This is a genomic window from Vibrio sp. D431a, from assembly GCF_030248655.1.
Lineage (GTDB): Bacteria > Pseudomonadota > Gammaproteobacteria > Enterobacterales > Vibrionaceae > Vibrio > Vibrio alginolyticus.
Genome location: NZ_JAHGAP010000013.1, coordinates 331,891 through 353,253 on the forward strand (window position 1 = coordinate 331,891; position 21,363 = coordinate 353,253).

Annotated in this window: 17 protein-coding genes; 16 read left to right on the forward strand and 1 reads right to left on the reverse strand. The window is 45.6% G+C overall.

Annotated features, from left to right (window positions below):
- Nucleotides 1-3 precede the first annotated feature (3 nt).
- From ftsL to lpxC, 13 genes are all read left to right on the forward strand, one after another.
- Nucleotides 4-321 carry a cell division protein FtsL gene (gene ftsL / locus KJB35_RS12065; protein WP_005372920.1) on the forward strand — a complete coding sequence of 106 codons (318 nt, stop codon included), beginning with the start codon at nt 4-6 and terminating at the stop codon, nt 319-321.
- Nucleotides 318-2,111 carry a penicillin-binding transpeptidase domain-containing protein gene (locus KJB35_RS12070; protein ID WP_086046525.1) on the forward strand — a complete coding sequence of 598 codons (1,794 nt, stop codon included), beginning with the start codon at nt 318-320 and terminating at the stop codon, nt 2,109-2,111. The genes ftsL and KJB35_RS12070 overlap by 4 nt, the downstream gene beginning before the upstream one ends.
- Before the next feature lie 62 nt (nt 2,112-2,173).
- Complete coding sequence (gene murE, locus KJB35_RS12075; protein WP_213908105.1) at nt 2,174-3,655, forward strand: UDP-N-acetylmuramoyl-L-alanyl-D-glutamate--2,6-diaminopimelate ligase; 1,482 nt, start codon at nt 2,174-2,176, stop codon at nt 3,653-3,655.
- On the forward strand, nt 3,652-5,016 hold the full coding sequence (gene murF, locus KJB35_RS12080) for a UDP-N-acetylmuramoyl-tripeptide--D-alanyl-D-alanine ligase (RefSeq protein WP_213908104.1): 1,365 nt from the start codon (nt 3,652-3,654) through the stop codon (nt 5,014-5,016). The genes murE and murF overlap by 4 nt, the downstream gene beginning before the upstream one ends.
- A complete protein-coding gene (gene mraY, locus KJB35_RS12085; protein ID WP_005372931.1) occupies nt 5,016-6,098 on the forward strand; it encodes a phospho-N-acetylmuramoyl-pentapeptide-transferase in 1,083 nt (360 codons plus the stop codon). The genes murF and mraY overlap by 1 nt, the downstream gene beginning before the upstream one ends.
- 39 nt (nt 6,099-6,137) lie before the next feature.
- On the forward strand, nt 6,138-7,451 hold the full coding sequence (murD, locus tag KJB35_RS12090; RefSeq protein WP_213917035.1) for a UDP-N-acetylmuramoyl-L-alanine--D-glutamate ligase: 1,314 nt from the start codon (nt 6,138-6,140) through the stop codon (nt 7,449-7,451).
- Between the two features lie 18 nt (nt 7,452-7,469).
- Nucleotides 7,470-8,666 carry a cell division protein FtsW gene (ftsW, locus tag KJB35_RS12095; RefSeq protein WP_005372933.1) on the forward strand — a complete coding sequence of 399 codons (1,197 nt, stop codon included), beginning with the start codon at nt 7,470-7,472 and terminating at the stop codon, nt 8,664-8,666.
- Nucleotides 8,653-9,720: an undecaprenyldiphospho-muramoylpentapeptide beta-N-acetylglucosaminyltransferase gene (gene murG / locus KJB35_RS12100; protein ID WP_158159555.1), complete on the forward strand. Its 1,068-nt coding sequence runs from the start codon at nt 8,653-8,655 to the stop codon at nt 9,718-9,720. Before ftsW ends, murG begins: the two co-directional genes overlap by 14 nt.
- A 23-nt stretch (nt 9,721-9,743) precedes the next feature.
- The gene (murC, locus tag KJB35_RS12105; RefSeq protein WP_005387395.1) at nt 9,744-11,201 is read left to right on the forward strand and encodes a UDP-N-acetylmuramate--L-alanine ligase; all 1,458 of its coding nucleotides are present in this window, start codon (nt 9,744-9,746) and stop codon (nt 11,199-11,201) included.
- A gap of 192 nt (nt 11,202-11,393) precedes the next feature.
- Nucleotides 11,394-12,176, forward strand: a complete 783-nt coding sequence (locus KJB35_RS12110) for a cell division protein FtsQ/DivIB (protein WP_005387393.1) — start codon at nt 11,394-11,396, stop codon at nt 12,174-12,176.
- Nucleotides 12,169-13,431, forward strand: coding sequence for a cell division protein FtsA (ftsA, locus tag KJB35_RS12115; RefSeq protein WP_005372946.1), 1,263 nt, complete (start codon nt 12,169-12,171; stop codon nt 13,429-13,431). The genes KJB35_RS12110 and ftsA overlap by 8 nt, the downstream gene beginning before the upstream one ends.
- A 30-nt stretch (nt 13,432-13,461) precedes the next feature.
- On the forward strand, nt 13,462-14,700 hold the full coding sequence (gene ftsZ / locus KJB35_RS12120) for a cell division protein FtsZ (RefSeq protein WP_017633617.1): 1,239 nt from the start codon (nt 13,462-13,464) through the stop codon (nt 14,698-14,700).
- Between the two features lie 101 nt (nt 14,701-14,801).
- Nucleotides 14,802-15,719 (forward strand): UDP-3-O-acyl-N-acetylglucosamine deacetylase, encoded by a 918-nt coding sequence (gene lpxC, locus KJB35_RS12125; RefSeq protein WP_005381871.1) that lies wholly within the window; start codon nt 14,802-14,804, stop codon nt 15,717-15,719.
- Between the two features lie 113 nt (nt 15,720-15,832).
- On the opposite strand, the gene KJB35_RS12130 is transcribed toward lpxC, so the two are convergent.
- Nucleotides 15,833-16,291 (reverse strand): DUF721 domain-containing protein, encoded by a 459-nt coding sequence (locus KJB35_RS12130; protein WP_005381869.1) that lies wholly within the window; start codon nt 16,289-16,291, stop codon nt 15,833-15,835.
- A gap of 407 nt (nt 16,292-16,698) precedes the next feature.
- On the opposite strand from KJB35_RS12130, the gene secA reads away from it, so the two are divergent.
- The 3 genes from secA to dapB all read left to right on the forward strand — a co-directional run bounded on the left by secA (nt 16,699) and on the right by dapB (nt 20,902).
- Nucleotides 16,699-19,428, forward strand: coding sequence for a preprotein translocase subunit SecA (gene secA, locus KJB35_RS12135; protein ID WP_005387389.1), 2,730 nt, complete (start codon nt 16,699-16,701; stop codon nt 19,426-19,428).
- Between the two features lie 155 nt (nt 19,429-19,583).
- Nucleotides 19,584-19,982, forward strand: coding sequence for an 8-oxo-dGTP diphosphatase MutT (gene mutT, locus KJB35_RS12140; RefSeq protein ID WP_005387387.1), 399 nt, complete (start codon nt 19,584-19,586; stop codon nt 19,980-19,982).
- Between the two features lie 110 nt (nt 19,983-20,092).
- Nucleotides 20,093-20,902 (forward strand): 4-hydroxy-tetrahydrodipicolinate reductase, encoded by an 810-nt coding sequence (gene dapB / locus KJB35_RS12145; protein WP_005381860.1) that lies wholly within the window; start codon nt 20,093-20,095, stop codon nt 20,900-20,902.
- Nucleotides 20,903-21,363: the final 461 nt, after the last annotated feature.

Sequence of the window (21,363 nt, forward strand, 5' to 3'; positions counted from 1 at the left end):
ATTATGACGAAATCCACTCCTAATCTTGCTAAGTTGATTGCAACGGATCTCCTCACTGTTGGTCGCTGGCCATTACTGTTGTTGCTATTGATCGTGGCATCGGCAATGGGAGTGGTATTTGCTACCCACCATGCGCGTCAAGCGATCACCGAGAAAGACCATACGTTGGTTGAACGAGAACGATTAGATAGCGAATGGCGTAACTTAATGTTGGAAGAAACTGCCCTCGCGGAACACAGTCGTGTTCAAGACCTTGCCAAAAAAGAACTTGAAATGAAACGACCTGATGGCGATAAAGAAGTGGTTGTCACGCTCAAATGATTAGAAAAAAATCCAACACGAAACAAGCCAATAAGCGTAAACCTGTAGCAAAAGAGAAAGCGGCTACGGGGGATAAGAAAACCGATAACAAAGCAGTGAAAGTGGCGGTCGAAGAATCTTTCTTGATTCGTTGGCGCTTCCATCTATTACTGTTTTTTGTTTTTTGTGCATTTGCCCTTTTGGTGGCACGCGTAGCCTACATCCAAATCATTGAGCCAGATAACCTGATTAAACAAGGTGACCTACGTTCGGTTCGTGTTAAATCCATTCCTTCTGCTCGCGGTATTATTTCGGATCGAAATGGTGAGCCGCTTGCTGTCAGTGTACCGGTTGAGGCGGTTTGGGCAGATCCTGCCACGATATTTAAAGAAAACGCGTTAAGCCAGACCAAAAGTTGGCATGCATTAGCGGATGTTCTTGGTATTGACCGACAAGGGTTAATAGACAAAATCAAGCGCAATGAAAAACGCCGCTTTATCTACTTGCAGCGCCAGGTCAGTCCGGCCATGGCGAACTATATTCGTGAGCTAAAGCTGCCAGGTGTTGGCCTTAAGTCGGAATCTCGTCGTTATTATCCTGCAGGTGAGGTTAGTGCTCACTTAGTCGGTGTAACAGGCATTGACGGGCATGGCCTAGAAGGTGTGGAGCGTAGCTACGATGAGTGGCTCACTGGCGCGGCGGGTAAGAAAACTATTCGTAAAGACCGTTATGGTCGTGTTGTGGAAAACATTGCTTGGCAAGACAAGCAAGAAGGTAAATCACTTCAGTTAACCATCGATCAGCGCCTACAGGCGATTGCGTATCGTGCGATTAAGCAAGCCGTTGCGGACCACCGCGCCACTTCAGGTTCCGTTGTCATGTTGGATGTAAAAACGGGCGCCGTATTGGCCATGGTTAATGCTCCTTCTTACAACCCTAACAATCGTAGCGATTGGCAAAGCTATCAAATGCGTAACCGAGTGATCACGGACTCAATGGAGCCCGGTTCGACCATTAAGCCTTTCGTTATTTTAGCCGCCTTAGAAAATGGGATAGCCGATAAAGATACCATCGTAGATACCGGTAATGGTGTTCTACGTTTAGGTGGTAGTCGAGTCAGAGATGTCTCTCGCGTAGGCAAAGCGAGCTTGACCACGATCCTTAAAAAGTCGAGTAATATCGGTGTGACGAAGCTAGCAATGCAAATGCCGGTAGAGGCGCTTCTTGGGCTGTACAGTTCAGTGGGTTTTGGTGAGCTTTCTGGCCTAAACCTAGTTGGGGAAGTGACGGGTATTTTTCCTACACGAACTCGTTGGTCGCCAATTGAGCGCGCCACGATTGCGTTTGGTTACGGTCTATCAATTACACCAATCCAGCTAGCCCATGCTTATGCGACGCTTGGAAACCTTGGCAAATACGAGCCTATTCATATTATTGAAAGCAATGATCATGACATGTCACGTCAAGTGGTGAGTGCGAAGTATGCGCGTCAAGTATTAGACATGTTGGAAACCGTAACTCAAAAAGGGGGCTCGGCTCGCAGAGCGGCAGTTCCTGGTTATCGAGTAGGAGCGAAAACGGGTACATCACGTAAAGCTTCTGCCGGTGGGTACAGCGACGAGTACATCACCTACACGGCTGGGCTTGCTCCGGTTAGCGATCCGCGAATTGCTTTAGTAGTGATCGTAAACGAGCCTCAAGGCGATGACTACTATGGTGGTTCGGTAGCGTCTCCTGTCTTCTCTGAAATCATGAAAGGCGCGCTACAAATACTCAATGTTGCACCTGACGAAAACAAATTCCAACAGTAAGCCCTGTGGTTTACTGAGCAAACAAAATTAAGAAAACCTGAGCCAAAGCTCGGAGAACAAATATGACTAAAGCCATCAGTATGGACGTGCTGCTTTCCCCTTGGGTGGATTGCCCTAGCTTATCGTCCGTTCTTGTTTCTGAATTGGAGCTCGACAGCCGAAGAGTTCAACCTGGAACCACGTTTGTAGCAGTGATTGGCCATGTTGTGGATGGGCGTAAATTCATTGCCTCTGCAATTGAGCAAGGTGCAAATGCAGCCCTGGCGCAAGCCTGCGATGTCAAAACACATGGTACGGTGGAAATCATTGATGATGTTCCCGTCATTTACATTGATAGGTTGGACCAACGTTTATCCGCAATTGCTGGAAAGCTTTATGCTTACCCTGATATGGATTTGATTGGTGTCACCGGCACCAACGGCAAAACCACCATTACCCAGTTAATAGCGCAATGGCTAGAACTGCTTGACCATAAAGCGGCGGTAATGGGAACAACAGGAAATGGCTTCCTCAATAACTTGCAACAAGCTGCGAATACAACGGGGAATGCCGTTGAAATTCAGAAAACGCTCTCCTCTCTCGCAAATCAACAAGCCACATACACCGCGCTAGAAGTATCTTCCCATGGCCTGACGCAAGGTCGTGTCAAAGCATTATCATTTGCGGCGGGCGTGTTTACTAACTTAAGTCGTGACCATCTTGATTACCATGGCACGATGGAAGAGTATGCCAATGCAAAGCTTGGGTTGTTCACGCAACACCAATGTGAACGTGCCATTATCAATGTTGATGATGAAGTAGGTCATCAATGGGCGTCGCAGTTAAGTAATGCGGTCGCTGTTTCGCTCAAACCGAATACTGAATTTGAAAGCGCAATTTGGGCGACGGAAGTCAGTTACGCGGAGTCAGGGATTACTATTAAGTTCGATGGTAAATTTGGCTCAGGTGAATTGCACGCGCCATTGATTGGTGAGTTTAATGCAACCAACTTAATGCTCGCTTTTGCGACCTTATTAAGCTTAGGTAAAGAGAAACAAGCGTTACTCGAAACCGCAGGTCAACTGCAACCTGTACTCGGCCGAATGGAGTTATTCCAAACTGAGGATCGTGCCAAAGTCGTGGTTGATTATGCCCATACTCCTGATGCTTTAGAAAAAGCGCTGCAAGCTTTACGAGTTCATTGTGAAGGCCAGCTGTGGGCTATTTTTGGCTGCGGTGGCGATCGCGATGCAGGTAAGCGCCCAATGATGGCGGAAATTGCAGAGCGTCTAGGCGACAGAGTGGTGTTGACTGACGATAACCCACGCAGCGAAGACCCGGTTCAGATTGTGAAAGACATGTTAGCTGGGCTGTCAAAACCTGCTGAAGCGATTGTTCAGCATGACCGCTTCAAAGCACTGTTTTATGCCATTGAAAATGCTTCGCCAAACGACATTATCTTGTTAGCTGGAAAGGGCCATGAAGATTATCAGATTCGTAATGGCGAAACGATTCATTACTCCGACCGCGAGTCCGCAATGCAACTTTTAGGATTGACCTCATGATCAAAGTAACGTTATCTCAAATTGCAGACATCACACGTGGCGAGCGATTCGGCGACGATCTACTTATCGACGCGGTTTCTACTGATACACGAGCGATTGAGCGTGGGGCTCTATTTGTGGCGTTAATAGGGGAGCGCTTTGATGCGCACAACTTTTGCCAACAAGCGGTAGATGCAGGTGCCGGTGCTTTACTCGTGGAAAAACGCTTAGATGTGAATGTGCCGCAAATTGTGGTGTCGGATACCAAACTTGCATTGGGTGAATTTGCTTCTTGGGTGCATCAAGCATGCCAAACACCTACCGTTGCCATCACCGGAAGTTGCGGTAAAACGACCGTAAAAGAAATGGTTGCGAGTATCCTGCAATTGAAAGGCAAAGTGCTATTCACGGCGGGTAACTTCAATAATGATATTGGTGTTCCGTTGACATTATTACGCTCACAGCAGGATGATGATTATGCCGTGATTGAGCTTGGTGCTAACCATATAGGTGAAATTGCTTACACGACTCAGTTAGTAAAACCAGATATCGCGTTAGTGAACAATGTAGCAGCCGCTCACCTTGAAGGCTTTGGTTCTATCGATGGCGTGAAACAAGCCAAAGGTGAAATCTACCAAGGCCTTTCAGCTGGTGGTATTGCGATTGTTAACCTAGACAGCAATGGTGAAGCCAAGTGGGATGAAGTGTTAGCAGATAAGAAAGTCATTACTTTTTCACAAAGTAATACTGATGCAGACTTCTTCGCTTCTAACATCGTATTGAACGCCGCAGGTGAAGCAAGCTTTGACTTACATATCGCAGCAAGCTCACAAGAAATTGAACTGTCTCTGGGTATTATAGGTCAACACAACGTTGCGAATGCGATCGCTGCTTCTATTATTGCGTTACAAATGGGCGCCACATTAGAAGAGGTTCGTGCTGGCCTTAAACATTTGAACAAAGTGAAAGGTCGCGTCGAGGTTGAAGCGCTGAGCGAAAAGATAAAATTGATTGACGACAGCTACAACGCGAGCGTGCCAGCCATGAAAGCGGCAGTTGATTTATTGGCCGCTTTCCCAGGTCAACGCTGGCTGATTTTAGGTAATATGGCGGAATTGGGCGAGGAAAGTCTTGCACTTCATCGTCAAGTCGGGGAACATGCTGCCCCACAAAAATTTGAACATGTTCTCACATATGGTGCAGACGCCAAGGTGATCAGTGATCTTTGCCAAGGCATTCATTTTGAGACGCACCAAGAGATGATTGAATACATCAAGCAGCATCTAGACCAAGCCGTTCCTGAAAACCATACGATATTGGTGAAAGGAGCGAACGGTGCACGTATGTTTGAAGTCGCTGCTGCTTTGAAGGAGTATTATTAATGATTATTTGGCTTGCCGAGCTGCTACAGCCATACCTGTCTTTTTTCCGATTGTTTGAATACTTGTCTTTTCGAGCAATCCTAAGCGTATTAACCGCTCTAGGTCTTTCATTATGGATGGGACCAATCATGATCAAGCGTTTGCAAATGCTGCAAATTGGTCAGGTAGTGCGTAACGAAGGTCCTGAATCTCACTTTAGTAAGCGTGGTACCCCAACAATGGGCGGTATCATGATCTTAGCGGCCATCTCAATCACGATTTTGCTATGGACAGACTTATCCAACCCTTACGTATGGGCGGTACTTACGGTCTTACTTGGCTACGGTGCGGTCGGATTTGTTGATGATTATCGTAAAGTGGTACGTAAAAATACCGATGGCTTGATTGCGCGTTGGAAGTACTTCTGGCAGTCGTTGATCGCGTTTGTCGTCGCTTTCGCATTATATGCTTACGGTAAAGACACAGCAGCAACTCAGCTAGTGGTGCCATTCTTTAAAGACATCATGCCGCAGCTTGGTTTGATGTATATCATTCTGACTTACTTTGTCATTGTAGGTACAAGTAACGCGGTTAACCTGACTGATGGTCTAGACGGTTTGGCAATCATGCCAACGGTTCTTGTTGCAGCAGGCTTCGCGGTTATTGCATGGGCGACCGGTAACGTTAACTTCTCTGAATACCTTCATATACCATACTTACCACATGCTTCTGAGTTGGTTGTCGTATGTACAGCAATCGTCGGTGCAGGCCTTGGTTTCTTGTGGTTTAACACGTATCCAGCACAAGTGTTCATGGGTGATGTCGGCTCACTAGCGCTTGGCGGCGCGTTAGGCACTATTGCTGTTCTCGTTCGTCAAGAGTTGGTGTTGGTGATCATGGGCGGTGTGTTTGTGATGGAAACGCTGTCGGTAATTCTACAGGTGGGTTCATACAAACTGCGTGGTCAGCGCATTTTTCGTATGGCACCGATTCACCACCACTACGAATTGAAAGGTTGGCCAGAACCTCGCGTAATCGTGCGCTTCTGGATTATTTCTATGGTTCTTGTTCTGATTGGTCTTGCGACATTGAAAGTGCGTTAATCGCACTTTCCAAGAACAAGATTTACAGTGTGATCAAATATGGAACGTTGGCAAAACATACATAGTGTTGTCGTCGTAGGGCTCGGTATTACCGGGCTCTCTGTCGTTAAACACCTAAGAAAAAATCAGCCACAGCTTGTGGTCAAAGTCATTGATACTCGCGTAAACCCTCCGGGTGCAGAGCGCTTGCCGGAAGATGTTCAACTGCATAGTGGTGGTTGGAATACAGACTGGCTTTCTGACGCGGATCTTATCGTGACCAACCCTGGTATTGCGCTAGCGACACCAGAGATCCAAGCCGTATTAGCGAAAGGTACGGCCGTAGTAGGTGATATCGAGTTATTCGCTTGGGCGGTGCAGAAACCGGTGATTGCGATTACGGGCTCAAACGGTAAGAGCACAGTAACCGACCTCACAGGTGTGATGGCTGAGGCTGCAGGTTTGGATGTTGGCGTTGGTGGTAACATCGGTGTGCCTGCACTGGATTTGTTAGAACAAGACGCAGACCTATATGTACTCGAACTCTCGAGCTTCCAGTTAGAAACGACGTCAAGCTTAAAGCTCAAAGCCGCTGCGTTTCTGAATCTTTCTGAAGATCATATGGATCGTTATCAAGGCATGTCTGACTATCGACAAGCTAAGTTGCGTATTTTTAACCATGCTGCTCTTGCAGTCGTGAACCGTGATGATCAAGAAACCTTCCCAGACGCAGAGATGCCATTGGTGACATTTGGCAGCGACAATCAGGACTTTGGTCTCGAGGTGGATGGCAACCGTACTTGGCTGCTCGATCACGGTCAACGAGTTGTCGCAAGTGATGAGCTTAAGTTGGTTGGTAAGCACAACTTATCTAACGCTCTGGTTGCTTTAGCGCTATTAAAAGCTGCGGACGTAAACTATCACAAAGCATTGAATGCACTTAAAAATTACACAGGACTGACACACCGATGCCAGGTGGTTGCGGATAATCAAGGCGTCAAATGGGTGAATGACTCTAAAGCAACTAATATTGCCAGCACTATGGCTGCGCTATCTGGTTTGGAATCGACAGGCAAGCTCTACTTACTCGTTGGTGGTGTTGGCAAAGGTGCTGACTTCTCGCCATTAAAACCGATCTTCGCGACGCTTAACTTGCAACTGTGTTGCTTTGGCGCTGATGGCGATGAATTTATGCCACTGCATGAATCTGCAATACGTTTCGACACTATGGAAGATGTGATTCAACAAGTATCTTCGCAGTTAAAACCAGGTGATATGGTGATGCTGTCTCCTGCATGTGCTAGCTTTGATCAATTCGACAACTTTATGGCAAGAGGTGATGCTTTCGCTGCTCTTGCTCAGAAATATGCATAATTAAAGGTTACACACTTCGTGGGTTTAGGTAACGTTAAACGCAGTATTGGCAATTGGCTCAAGCATCCAGCCCCAGAGGCGATGTTTGATCGTCAGTTAGTGTGGATTGCACTGGGTTTGATGTTGACTGGTTTGGTCATGGTAACCTCTGCATCATTTCCAATCAGCTCTCGATTAACGGAACAGCCGTTCCACTTTATGTTTCGTCATGCGACGTTTCTCGTGCTGGCGTTAGGGACCTCCGCTGTTATTTTGCAAGTGCCTTTGCAAGAGTGGTTTAAGAAGAGCCATTACTTACTTTGGGCTTCTTTCGCACTGTTGATCATCGTGCTTTTGGCGGGTAAGTCGGTTAATGGTGCGTCTCGTTGGATTCCCCTCGGGCTGTTTAACCTTCAGCCAGCGGAGGTCGCGAAGCTATCGCTGTTTATCTTCATGTCTGGTTACTTAGTTCGAAAGCAAGACGAAGTACGACAAACGTTCTTTGGTGGCTTTATGAAGCCAATCATGGTGTTTGCCTTCTTCGCAGTATTACTACTTGGTCAGCCAGACTTGGGGACGGTGGTCGTGATGCTGGTCACGCTGTTTGGCATGCTTTTTATCGCAGGTGCAAAACTAACCCAGTTTCTCGCCTTGATGGTGGCAGGTATCGGTGCTGTCGTTGGTTTGATTCTCGTCGAGCCATACCGTATGCGACGTGTAACCTCCTTCCTTGACCCGTGGGAAGACCCGTTTGGTAGTGGCTATCAGTTGACTCAGTCTTTGATGGCGTTTGGTCGTGGTGAATGGTTCGGACAAGGTCTCGGTAATTCAATTCAAAAACTGGAATATCTACCGGAAGCGCATACCGACTTTGTGTTTGCCGTACTTGCTGAAGAGCTTGGTTTCGTGGGCGTAGTGCTGGTCTTAATGCTGATTTTTAGCTTGGTGCTAAAAGCGGTTTACATCGGCAAGCGTGCATTTGAAGAAGGCGAAATGTTCGGAGGTTATCTGGCTTTCGGAATTGGTATTTGGTTTGCGTTTCAAACCTTGGTTAATGTTGGAGCTGCCGCCGGTATTGTTCCAACTAAAGGTTTAACACTTCCACTCATCAGTTATGGTGGTTCTAGTCTAATAATTATGTCCGTCGCAGTGTCCATACTACTGCGTATCGATTACGAATGCCGCTTGAAACGCGAGCAACAACAATCAGAACAACAAGCTAATGAAACAAAATAAACGTTTGATGGTGATGGCTGGTGGTACTGGCGGTCACGTATTCCCAGGTTTGGCGGTAGCAAAACAGCTTCAAGAACAAGGTTGGGAGATCCGTTGGCTAGGTACGGCGGATCGAATGGAAGCGGATTTGGTGCCAAAACATGGCATTGAAATCGACTTTATCAAAGTGAAAGGGTTACGAGGTCAAGGCGTTAAACGTCTTCTTGCAGCACCATTTCAAATTATCAATGCCATTATGCAGGCTCGTGCTCACATGAAACGCTGGCAGCCAGACGCAGTGCTTGGTATGGGCGGTTATGTTAGCGGCCCGGGTGGTATTGCCGCTTGGATGAGTGGCATTCCTGTTGTTCTGCATGAACAAAATGCAGTAGCAGGTTTAACGAACCAATGGTTATCGAAAATCGCTAAGAAGGTTTTTCAGGCTTTCCCAGGCGCTTTTCCAAATGCCGAAGTGGTTGGGAACCCAGTTCGTGAAGACGTGACTCAATTAGCAGCGCCAACTGAGCGCATGCAAGAGCGCCAAGGTCCAATTCGCATTTTGGTGATGGGTGGCAGCCAAGGCGCACGTATTCTTAACCAAACTCTGCCAGAAGTGATGTCGAAATTGGGCGAAGATTACTGTATTCGTCATCAAGCGGGTAAAGGTGCCGCCGAAGAAGTGAATGCAGCATACCAAGCTAATGGTGTGGTAAATGCAGAAGTAATGGAATTCATTGATGACGTTGCAGAAGCTTACGCATGGGCTGACCTTTTAGTTTGTCGCTCTGGAGCGTTAACCGTATCTGAAGTCTCGGCGGCAGGTGTAGGCGCTATTTTTGTTCCATTCATGCACAAAGACCGCCAGCAAGCACTTAATGCAGACCACTTGGTGGATTGCGGCGCGGCGAAAATGATTGAACAACCAGATTTAACCGTTGAGTCTCTGACTCAGCAGATCCAACAATTGGATCGCCAAGCTTTACTTACAATGGCTGAGCAAGCGCGTGGCGCTGCAAAATTGAATGCTGACCGAGTTGTCGCACAAGCCATTGTCGCTTTGACCGAAAAGCGTTAACCGAATTATTGAGAATAGAATTGATGACAATCCAACATACACAAGACTTAGCTCAGATTCGCGCAATGGTGCCAGAGATGCGCCGCGTGAAATCCATCCACTTCATCGGTATTGGTGGTGCGGGCATGAGCGGCATTGCAGAAGTGCTGTTGAACGAAGGCTACCAAATCACAGGTTCTGATCTATCAGAGAACGCTGTGACAGAGCGTTTGGTATCAAAAGGTGCGACGGTATTTATCGGTCATCAAGCCAGTAATGTAGAAAAAGCCAGTGTGGTTGTTGTGTCAACGGCGATCAACGAAGAAAACCCAGAAGTGATGGCGGCACGTGAATTACGCATCCCTATTGTACGCCGCGCAGAGATGTTGGCTGAATTGATGCGATTCCGTCACGGTATTGCCGTTGCGGGTACACACGGTAAAACCACGACGACCGCTCTTGTTACTCAAATCTATTCTGAAGCCGGTCTTGATCCAACGTTTGTGAATGGCGGTTTGGTGAAAAGCGCAGGTACAAATGCGCGTCTAGGCTCGAGTCGTATTCTAATTGCAGAGGCAGATGAAAGTGACGCGTCATTCCTGCACTTGCAACCAATGGTGAGCATTGTTACCAATATCGAAGCCGATCATATGGATACCTATGGTGGTGACTTTGAAACCTTAAAGCAAACCTTCATCGACTTCCTTCATAATCTACCGTTTTACGGCCAAGCAATTGTTTGCATTGACGATCCTGTGGTTCGAGAGTTAATCCCACGTATTAGTCGTCAAGTGATAACTTACGGTTTTTCTGAAGATGCCGACGTACGTATTGAAGATTATCGTCAAGAGGGGCAGCAAGGCAAATTTACGGTAGTACGTAAAGGGCGAGCTAACTTAGATATCACGCTGAATATTCCAGGTCGTCACAATGCATTGAATGCGTCTGCTGCGATTGCGGTTGCTACTGAAGATGACATTGAAGACGATGCGATCCTAAAGGCAATGGCTGGTACGCAAGGTACGGGAAGACGTTTTGATCACCTTGGCGAGTTTGATACTGGCAACGGCCATGCAATGCTTGTTGATGATTACGGCCATCATCCCACAGAAGTGGATGTAACCATTAATGCAGCACGCAGTGGTTGGCAAGACAAGCGTTTGGTGATGATTTTCCAACCGCACCGTTATAGCCGTACTCGTGATTTATACGATGATTTCGCGAATGTGCTTGAACAGGTAGATGTATTGATCATGCTGGATGTTTACGCAGCGGGTGAAAAGCCGATTGCAGGGGCTGATGGGCGCGCTTTATGTCGCACAATTCGCAGCCGAGGCAAGGTAGATCCGATTTTTGTTCCAGAAATCGAGCAATTACCTTCAGTTTTAGCTAACGTTATACAAGACGGCGACCTAATCTTAACGCAAGGTGCGGGTGATATTGGTAAAGTGGCGAAACAGCTGGCAGGTCTTAAATTGAATATAAACAAGATGCTTGGCTGACACATATTGTTGACGCGAAGGACAGATAAAGACTCAGATCTCGATTTTGCGTCAATATCATTGTGATTTATTGCTATCAGTGTTTGATAGTTTACAAGAGCTCAGTATAATCCCAAGGTTAAAGTCAAGACTTTTACCTCTGCGTAATTATATGGGTAAAAAGTACACGACAAAAGTCAGGAAACGAAGACGTTGTTGAATATTGCACTGAATGACGAGCGACCAAACACGGGTAACAACCGTGGTCGCCAAGAAAAAATCTTGGGTGCGTTATTTTTCGTTGTGGTTGTGACTTTAATTAGTTCTGTTTTGTACGCGGCGATCAGTTGGATGTGGGATGACCAAAGGTTACCTCTCTCCAAAATAGTACTTCAGGGGAAACTGGAGTATGTCCAAGCTGACGATGTGCAGGCTGCATTTAGTCGAATTGATCACATCGGTACATTTATGTCTCAGGATATTGATGTATTACAGCAAAGTGTCGAAGCTCTGCCATGGGTAGCGCATGCCGCAATCCGAAAGCAGTGGCCGGATACAGTAAAAGTTTTTTTGACGGAGCATCAACCAGAAGCCATTTGGAATGGCAACGAACTGTTAGATAAAAACGGGTTCGTTTTTGATGGAGATGTTGCTCTGTTGCAAGAAGAAAAAGTGAAGCTGTACGGACCCAAAGATAGCGGACCGGAAGTCTTACAGACTTACCGTGATTTGAGTCCTAAGTTTCAGCAATTGGGTTTAGCGATATCGTCTCTGGTATTAAACGAGCGACGAGCTTGGCAAATCATCCTTGATAACGGTATTCGATTAGAGCTCGGTAAAGAGTCTCTTCTTGAGCGTATAGAGCGCTTTTTTAAGCTCTATAACAAGCTTGGCAGTGACACGCAAAGAATCAGTTATATCGATCTTAGGTACGATACAGGAGCCGCAGTTGGTTGGTTTCCTGAACAAGAGTTAGAAGAGAGTACAGATGACTAAGGCCGCTGATGACAACATTATTGTTGGTCTTGATATAGGCACTGCAACCGTATCGGCTCTAGTGGGTGAGGTTTTACCAGACGGTCAAATTAATATTATTGGCGCAGGTAGTAGCCCCTCACGCGGCATGGATAAAGGTGGCGTGAATGATTTGGAGTCGGTTGTAAAATCAGTACAACGTGCAATTGATCAAGCTGAATTAATGGCAGAGTGCCAGATCAGCCGAGTCTTCATTTCGTTGTCTGGTAAGCATATCGCAAGCCGAATTGAAAAAGGTATGGGCACGATTTCTGATGAAGAGGTGTCTCAAGAAGACATGGATCGCGCTATCCATACCGCAAAATCGATTAAAATCGGTGATGAACAGCGAATTCTTCATGTGATCCCGCAAGAGTTCACCATTGATTACCAAGAGGGAATCAAAAATCCACTTGGTTTATCTGGGGTAAGAATGGAAGTGAGTGTCCACCTTATCTCATGCCATAATGACATGGCACGCAACATTATTAAGGCGGTAGAACGCTGCGGCCTTAAAGTAGAACAACTCGTATTTTCTGGGCTTGCTGCTAGCAATGCAGTAATCACCGAGGATGAAAGAGAGCTTGGAGTTTGTGTGGTTGATATTGGCGCCGGCACGATGGATGTGGCCATCTGGACTGGCGGTGCGTTACGTCACACAGAAGTATTTTCGTACGCAGGAAATGCTGTAACCAGTGATATTGCTTTTGCTTTTGGCACGCCAGTGAGCGATGCTGAAGAAATAAAAGTCAAATATGGCTGTGCTTTGAGTGAACTGGTCAGTAAGGATGACACGGTTAATGTACCAAGCGTAGGTGGACGACCATCACGTAGCCTGCAACGTCAAACGTTGTCAGAAGTGATTGAGCCACGCTACTCTGAGCTTATGGGACTGGTTAACCAAACTATCGACTCTGTACAAGCAAAATTGCGCGAAGAGGGTATCAAGCACCATCTGGCTGCGGGAGTTGTACTCACTGGCGGTGCTGCGCAAATGGACGGAGTGGTAGAATGTGCGGAACGCGTATTCCGCAATCAAGTAAGGGTCGGCAAACCGCTCGAAGTCAGCGGATTAACTGACTATGTAAAAGAGCCGTACCATTCTACGGCAGTTGGATTACTTCATTACGCAAGAGACATGCAGTCTAGCGACGATAGCGATTATAATGAACCTAAACGCTCATCTGTAACTGGCTTTTTCGATAAATTGCGTAACTGGATACAAAAAGAGTTTTAACCTGAGTTGCAGGATAAACGGAGACAACACATGTTTGAACCGATGATGGAAATGTCTGACGATGCAGTAATCAAGGTCGTTGGGGTTGGTGGCGGCGGTGGTAACGCCGTTGAACACATGGTGCGTGAATCCATCGAAGGTGTGGAATTCATCAGCGTCAACACTGATGCGCAAGCACTTCGTAAGACAAGCGTTGGCAATGTTATTCAGATCGGTGGTGATATCACTAAAGGTCTGGGTGCAGGTGCTAATCCACAGGTTGGCCGTGACGCAGCTCTCGAAGACAGAGATCGAATTAAAGATTCCCTGACTGGCGCCGATATGGTGTTTATCGCAGCTGGTATGGGTGGCGGTACCGGTACTGGTGCAGCGCCTGTTATTGCTGAAGTGGCTAAAGAGCTTGGCATTCTAACAGTAGCGGTAGTAACTAAACCGTTTAGTTTTGAAGGTAAAAAGCGTTTGGCATTTGCTGAGCAAGGTATCGATGAGCTGTCTAAGCATGTTGACTCTTTGATCACGATTCCAAACGAAAAGCTACTTAAAGTACTTGGTCGTGGTGTAACACTACTAGAAGCTTTTGCAAGCGCTAACGATGTTCTTAAGAATGCCGTTCAAGGTATTGCTGAGCTAATTACTCGCCCTGGCATGATCAACGTCGACTTTGCGGACGTAAGAACTGTAATGTCTGAAATGGGTCACGCAATGATGGGTAGCGGCATCGCCAAAGGTGAAGACCGTGCTGAAGAAGCGGCTGAAATGGCAATTTCTAGCCCACTTCTCGAAGACATCGATCTAGCGGGCGCTCGTGGTGTTCTTGTCAATATTACTGCTGGTCTGGATATGCGTCTTGACGAGTTTGAGACGGTTGGTAATACAGTGAAGGCATTCGCTTCTGACAATGCGACTGTTGTTATCGGTACTTCTCTAGACCCTGATATGACTGACGAAATCCGCGTAACAGTTGTAGCGACAGGTATTGGTAATGAGAAAAAGCCAGATATCACGCTAGTTGCGGGTGGTAAAGCTAAAGTGGCACCGACGCCGCAAGCTCAACCACAGCAACAAGCAGCGGCAACGCAAGCTGAAGAAAAACCGGCACAGACCTTGCAAAATAATCAAGTGCAAGAGAAGCCACAGGTAACTCCTCAGCCGACAAACACTGCTCCTTCTTCTCCAGCTTCGTCGAGCCAAAGTTCTGCGGCTCCAAAGCAAGAAAAGGAAAGTGGTTATTTAGATATACCGGCATTTTTGCGTCGTCAGGCTGATTAATCTTTAACCCATAAATTTGACATGGCTCAAAATTATGGTAGCATTCACGGTCGACGTTACAGACGGCCGTGTTTTGTAGCAAATTTTTGAGAGGCAAGCAGATGATCAGACAACGTACTCTGAAAGAAATAGTGAAAACAACTGGTGTGGGTCTCCACTCTGGTCGTAAAGTCACACTTACTCTGCGCCCGGCTGCTGCAAATACAGGTATCATTTACCGTCGTACAGATGTAAATCCACCTGTAGATTTTCCAGCTGATCCAGCTTCGGTTCGTGACACCATGCTTTGTACTGCATTGGTAAACGATGAAGGTGTGCGTATTTCAACTGTTGAGCACTTGAATGCGGCACTTGCTGGTATGGGCATCGATAACATTGTTGTCGAAGTAGACGCACCTGAAATTCCGATCATGGATGGTAGTGCAAGCCCATTTGTATACTTGCTACAACAAGCAGGTATCGAAACGCAAAATGCGCCAAAACGCTTCATCCGTATCAAAAAGCCAGTTCGTTTTGAAGATGGTGATAAATGGGCAGAATTTGTACCATTTAACGGCTTCCGTATGGACTTCGAAATTGAGTTTAATCACCCAGCGATTGAATCAGACGAGCAACGTTTGCTGTTTGATTTCTCGTCAAAAGGCTTTGTTCGTGAGATTTCTCGAGCACGTACGTTTGGCTTTATGCGTGATATCGAATATCTACAATCTCAAAACCTAGTTTTGGGTGGTAGTTTTGACAATGCTATCGTTTTGGATGATTACCGTATTCTTAATGAAGAAGGTCTACGCTTTGAAAATGAGTTTGTGACTCACAAAGTGTTGGATGCGATTGGTGACCTTTACATGTGTGGTCACCCAATCATTGGTGAATTCCGTGCCTTTAAATCTGGCCACGGTTTAAATAACCAACTGTTACGTGCTGTTCTTGCAGATCAGGAAGCGTGGGAGTGGACTACATTCGAAGAAGAAGTCGGCTCACCAGTAGCATTCGCAGAACCAAATATGGTGCTTGCGTAAATACTTGGCATTAGAATTAATAAAAAACCAGGCTTATGCCTGGTTTTTTGCTATTTGGCTTTAATCTTCGACTTATCAATAACATTCAAGCTTTCAGCATATTGAAATAACGTTCACTTACGATCTTCCTTTTCTGCCATATCGGCTAATCGTTTTAAACGCTCTTGAATTTTAGGTGGCGCCATGTCGGCAATCGTCATTAATGACTTTGCTGCAGATTCTGTTAGTGGTGGACGCTTAGGTCTGTCGTCTTGTTGAAAGCGGTTTCTATATAGTGAAGGATTGATCCTCACTTCAACGCTCATCAGCTTGGCAAAGCCTTGAGTACGAAGTTTATTTAGGATCATGAGGCGATCGTAATCGATCTTCATTTTGATTGCGGCACTAGAGACATCGATCAATAGATGGCCGTTACGAACATTCGCTACTCGGCAATGATCGGCCGTCCCCATGGGTAAGACCTCTTGCAAAGCTTGGTTAAGCTGTAAGATTTCTCCAGCATGTTCTTGAATCTGCTTGAACTGTGACTCAGCAATAACATCTTCAGTCGAGGTTGGACGGTGATCACGCATAGGTAAAATCTAATTTTGTTGAGATATAGCTATTCTAGAGCAGCTTTCTATCAAGGTATAGTTTACATTAACGTCTTTAGCTTCAGTTTTACAATGTAGCAAGGTAAAAAGCAAAGTTTGCTCTGGATGGATTACACATATTGCGGTATGCAATATCGGCTAATCAGTCACCACTTTAAGTAAAAACTTCAGAGTGCTTCAAACAAATACGTCTATTTATGGTTGTATCGATTAAAAATCCTTACACTAAGCCACATTGTTTCAAAACTTAGCCTTGAAATATGGATGTTTGAACTCAATATCTTTGATAAATGATTTATCTCAGTATTCTTAGTTCCAAACTGGCAGAGACTGAAGGCATTATGAGTAGATCGGGAACGGTCTGAATAAAGAGAGATTCACGAAAAATGATAACTAAGCTACTGACAAAAGTGATTGGCAGTCGCAACGACCGAACACTGCGCCGCCTTAGAAAAATTGTAAAAGAAATTAATAACTATGAGCCAACATTCGAGGCTCTAAGTGATGAAGAGTTAAAAGCAAAGACGGTTGAATTCCGTGAGCGCCTAGAGAAAGGTGAAACTCTTGATAAACTACTTCCAGAAGCTTTTGCTACGGTTCGTGAAGCATCTAAGCGTGTCTACGGTATGCGCCACTTCGACGTCCAGCTTATCGGCGGTATGGTTCTAAATGCGGGTCAAATCGCTGAAATGCGTACGGGTGAAGGTAAAACGCTGACGGCAACGCTTCCTGCTTACCTAAATGCCCTGGCTGGTAAAGGCGTTCACATTGTAACAGTGAACGATTATCTAGCTAAACGTGATGCAGAGACAAACCGCCCTCTATTTGAATTTTTAGGTATGACTGTTGGCGTAAACGTGCCAAACATGCCTCCTCAAGAGAAAAAAGAAGCGTACCAAGCTGACATCTTGTACGGAACGAACAATGAATTTGGTTTTGACTACCTTCGTGACAATATGGCTTTCCGTAGCGAAGATCGCGTACAACGTGAACGCTTCTTTGCAGTTGTCGATGAGGTGGACTCAATCCTAATTGATGAAGCTCGTACCCCTTTAATCATTTCTGGTCCTGCTGAAGATAGCTCTGAGCTATACACCCGAATCAACCTTTTGATCCCGCATCTTAAAAAGCAAGACAAAGAAGACTCTGAAGAATATCGTGGTGATGGTCACTACACTGTTGATGAGAAATCAAAGCAAGTATACCTCACAGAAACGGGCCAAGAGTACGTTGAAGAACTGTTGGTGAAAAATGGTCTTATGGAAGAGGGTGACACACTTTACTCTCCGACTAACATCAGCATGTTACATCACGTGAATGCCGCTTTGCGTGCTCATGTGTTGTTTGAGCGCAACGTTGATTACATCGTTACTGACGAAGGTGAAGTAGTAATTGTTGATGAACATACTGGTCGTACAATGCCAGGTCGTCGTTGGTCTGAAGGTCTTCACCAAGCAGTAGAAGCGAAAGAAGGCGTTAAGATTCAAAACGAAAACCAAACTTTGGCTTCGATTACCTTCCAGAACTACTTCCGCTTATACGAAAAACTGTCTGGTATGACAGGTACTGCGGATACTGAAGCGTTTGAGTTCCAATCTATTTATGGCTTGGAAACGGTGGTTATCCCAACCAACAAACCAATGATTCGTAACGATATGCCGGATGTGGTGTACCGTACCGAAGCTGAGAAGTTTGCTGCAATCATTGAAGATATCAAAGAGCGCGTTGCGAAAGGTCAGCCAACATTGGTTGGTACAGTATCGATTGAAAAATCAGAACTTCTTTCTAACGCATTAAAGAAAGCGAAGATCAAACACAACGTATTGAATGCGAAATTCCATGAAAAGGAAGCGGAAATTGTTGCTGAAGCGGGTATGCCTGGTGCGGTAACTATCGCGACCAACATGGCCGGTCGTGGTACGGACATTGTGCTTGGCGGTAGTTGGCAATCAAAAGTGGAAGCTTTGGAGAACCCAACTCAAGAACAAATCGATGCGATTAAAGCAGAGTGGAAAGTGGTACATGATCAAGTACTAGATGCTGGTGGTCTACACATCATTGGTACTGAGCGCCACGAATCTCGCCGTATTGATAACCAGCTACGTGGTCGTTCTGGTCGTCAAGGAGATGCGGGTTCATCTCGCTTCTACCTATCTATGGAAGACTCTTTGTTACGTATTTTCACTTCTGATCGTATGGCGAGCCTTATCCAAAGTGGTATGGAAGAAGGTGAAGCAATTGAATCGAAAATGCTTTCTCGCTCAATTGAAAAAGCACAGCGTAAAGTGGAAGGTCGTAACTTTGATATCCGTAAGCAGCTACTAGAATACGATGATGTGGCGAACGATCAGCGTAAGGTTGTCTACGAGCTGCGCGACGAATTGATGAACGTTGAAGACATCAGCGGTATGATCGAGCAAAACCGTGAAGATGTGCTAACAGCGGTTATTGATGAGTACATCCCGCCACAATCACTAGAAGATATGTGGGACGTTGAAGGTCTGCAAGAGCGCTTGAAAGCAGACTTCGATCTTGATGCGCCAGTGAAGCAATGGCTTGAAGAAGACGATAAGCTTTACGAAGAGGCGCTACGCGAGAAGATCATCAATCTAGCCGTTGAAGTGTATAAAGAGAAAGAGGAAGTGGTGGGTGCGCAAGTGCTTCGTAACTTCGAGAAATCGGTTATGCTTCAAACTCTGGATACGCTTTGGAAAGAGCACTTGGCAGCAATGGATCACTTGCGTCAGGGTATTCACTTACGCGGCTATGCGCAGAAGAACCCGAAACAGGAATACAAGCGTGAATCGTTTGAACTGTTTGAAGGTCTACTAGAAGCGCTGAAAACTGATGTGATTACTGTTCTATCTCGCGTTCGAGTCCAGCAACAAGAAGAAGTTGAACGTATGGAAGAGCAACGTCGTGCGCAAGCTGAAGAGGCCGCTCGTCGTGCTCAAGCGCAACACGCAGCAGCACAAAACCCTCTTTCTGAAGGTGAAGAATCTGAAGAAGGTTCAAGTCAGCCAATGGTACGTGATGAACGTAAAGTAGGTCGCAATGAGCCTTGCCCTTGTGGTAGTGGTAAGAAGTATAAACAGTGCCACGGCAAGATCGACTAACGTATTAGTCAGATAATTTTTTAAAGAGTCGCCTAGGCGGCTCTTTTTTTAAGCAAATTCTGTGGCTGTCGAATTTCATAAGTTTTGATAGCATCGGATAGTTTTAGAGATTCAAAGACCGTTGAAGTGTAACAGCTTGAGAGTTAGGAACCCCTATGAAAAGAATTCACATAGTCGCGGCTATTATTTTTAACCAAGACAAATCAAAAATTTTTATTACAAAGCGTCCAGACGACAAGCATAAAGGCGGGTTTTGGGAGTTTCCCGGCGGGAAAGTCGAGTCAGGAGAAAGTATTGAACATGCTCTAGCAAGAGAACTTGAAGAAGAGGTAGGAATTGAAGTTACTGAGCAAGCCCTTTTCGAGCATTTGGAATATGACTATCCAGACAAATCACTTAAGTTTGATTTTATTACGGTATCTAAGTTCAGTAATGAGCCTTACGGCCGAGAAGGTCAAGAAGGTCGCTGGGTTGAGATAAGAGAATTGGGTAACTATGCCTTTCCTGAAGCGAACGTGCCTATCTTGGAGCGTGTCGTAAAAGAGTTCGCTTAAGCCTGATGAACTTGCTTGTGGTAACCACGGTATGTTGTTAGTTTAAACAGATTAAGCGAAACGAGAGAACGAGAGCAAACCTCGTTATCCAGAGAAGGAGAGAAAGCGCAATGGTTCGTATTGCAATCGCAGGAGCAGCAGGCCGAATGGGCCGTAATTTGGTTAAAGCTTCACACCTTAACCCAGAGGCGACAGTGAGCGCGGGATCAGAACGACCTGAGTCCTCACTTGTCGGTGTCGATATCGGTGAACTTTGTGGTGAAGGCAAATTCGATGTGTTCTTAACGGATGATCTTGCTAAAGACGTCGATAATTTTGATGTAATCATCGATTTTACTGCCCCAGTAAGTACGTTGGCGAATCTTGAACTGTGTAAGAAGCATGGAAAGAGTATTGTGATTGGGACGACTGGTTTCAGTGATGCAGAGCGTGAACTGATTGACGAAGCCGCTAAGCAAGTGCCTGTTGTCATGGCTCCTAACTACTCTGTTGGTGTGAACCTAGTATTTAAGCTTCTTGAGAAAGCAGCCAAAGTGATGGGCGACTACTGTGATGTTGAGATTGTCGAAGCACATCATCGTCATAAAGTTGATGCTCCTTCTGGTACCGCTATCGGGATGGGCGAAGCCATTGCTGGTGCGATGGGCAACAAGCTGAATGATGTAGCTGTCTATGCGCGAGAAGGTATCACAGGTGAACGTACTAAAGATGAGATCGGCTTTGCTACAATTCGCGCTGGCGATATTGTCGGTGAGCACACAGCCATGTTTGCTGATATCGGGGAACGAGTGGAGATAACGCACAAAGCGACCGATCGTATGACGTTTGCTAATGGCGCCGTCAAGGCCGCTGTTTGGTTGAGTGCCAAACCAGCAGGCTTTTATACCATGACAGATGTTTTGGGATTGAATGAACTCTAAATACATAATTATTCGCCGGCGGTAGCCGGCTTTTTTATATCTATAGAATTATTTGTAAATGAAATGATTCTAACAGAAAGTCTTTTGGTGCTTACTTTTGTTGTTGTTTTGGTTGTTTTGTGGGTATTTTTGGTTTTGATGTCTAAAAACTAATGTCTTTTTTGTTGGGTGAACGTTTGCGTGAAAAATACATACTTTTTTGTGATCTCTAAAAAGTTCAAATTTGTAAAATTCATTAAACCTCTATGCCTCTCTATGTAATAGCATGTAAAAGTTATCTTTTTGGGCCTTACTGATTCAAAATGACCTTACTCGCTAGAAATTAATCATTTATTTTTGATTGTAGGTTGACAGGTTTCGAGTCCAACTTTAGAATACCGCCAATTTGTCTGAAATACCTATTTATGTAGATTTTATAGGTAAAGGAAGGCATGTTTGCAGTTTGATTTATTTTTTTTGCA

What these genes read in the sequence shown, in the direction of transcription:
- murF (WP_213908104.1), top strand. Translation starts at nt 3,652, where the DNA reads ATGATCAAAGTAACGTTATCTCAAATTGCAGACATCACACGTGGCGAG.
- murC (WP_005387395.1), top strand. Translation starts at nt 9,744, where the DNA reads ATGACAATCCAACATACACAAGACTTAGCTCAGATTCGCGCAATGGTG.
- secA (WP_005387389.1), top strand. Translation starts at nt 16,699, where the DNA reads ATGATAACTAAGCTACTGACAAAAGTGATTGGCAGTCGCAACGACCGA.
- mutT (WP_005387387.1), top strand. Translation starts at nt 19,584, where the DNA reads ATGAAAAGAATTCACATAGTCGCGGCTATTATTTTTAACCAAGACAAA.
- lpxC (WP_005381871.1), top strand. Translation starts at nt 14,802, where the DNA reads ATGATCAGACAACGTACTCTGAAAGAAATAGTGAAAACAACTGGTGTG.
- ftsA (WP_005372946.1), top strand. Translation starts at nt 12,169, where the DNA reads ATGACTAAGGCCGCTGATGACAACATTATTGTTGGTCTTGATATAGGC.
- KJB35_RS12070 (WP_086046525.1), top strand. Translation starts at nt 318, where the DNA reads ATGATTAGAAAAAAATCCAACACGAAACAAGCCAATAAGCGTAAACCT.
- murG (WP_158159555.1), top strand. Translation starts at nt 8,653, where the DNA reads ATGAAACAAAATAAACGTTTGATGGTGATGGCTGGTGGTACTGGCGGT.
- dapB (WP_005381860.1), top strand. Translation starts at nt 20,093, where the DNA reads ATGGTTCGTATTGCAATCGCAGGAGCAGCAGGCCGAATGGGCCGTAAT.
- ftsZ (WP_017633617.1), top strand. Translation starts at nt 13,462, where the DNA reads ATGTTTGAACCGATGATGGAAATGTCTGACGATGCAGTAATCAAGGTC.
- murE (WP_213908105.1), top strand. Translation starts at nt 2,174, where the DNA reads ATGACTAAAGCCATCAGTATGGACGTGCTGCTTTCCCCTTGGGTGGAT.
- mraY (WP_005372931.1), top strand. Translation starts at nt 5,016, where the DNA reads ATGATTATTTGGCTTGCCGAGCTGCTACAGCCATACCTGTCTTTTTTC.
- murD (WP_213917035.1), top strand. Translation starts at nt 6,138, where the DNA reads ATGGAACGTTGGCAAAACATACATAGTGTTGTCGTCGTAGGGCTCGGT.
- ftsL (WP_005372920.1), top strand. Translation starts at nt 4, where the DNA reads ATGACGAAATCCACTCCTAATCTTGCTAAGTTGATTGCAACGGATCTC.
- KJB35_RS12130 (WP_005381869.1), bottom strand. Translation starts at nt 16,291, where the DNA reads ATGCGTGATCACCGTCCAACCTCGACTGAAGATGTTATTGCTGAGTCA.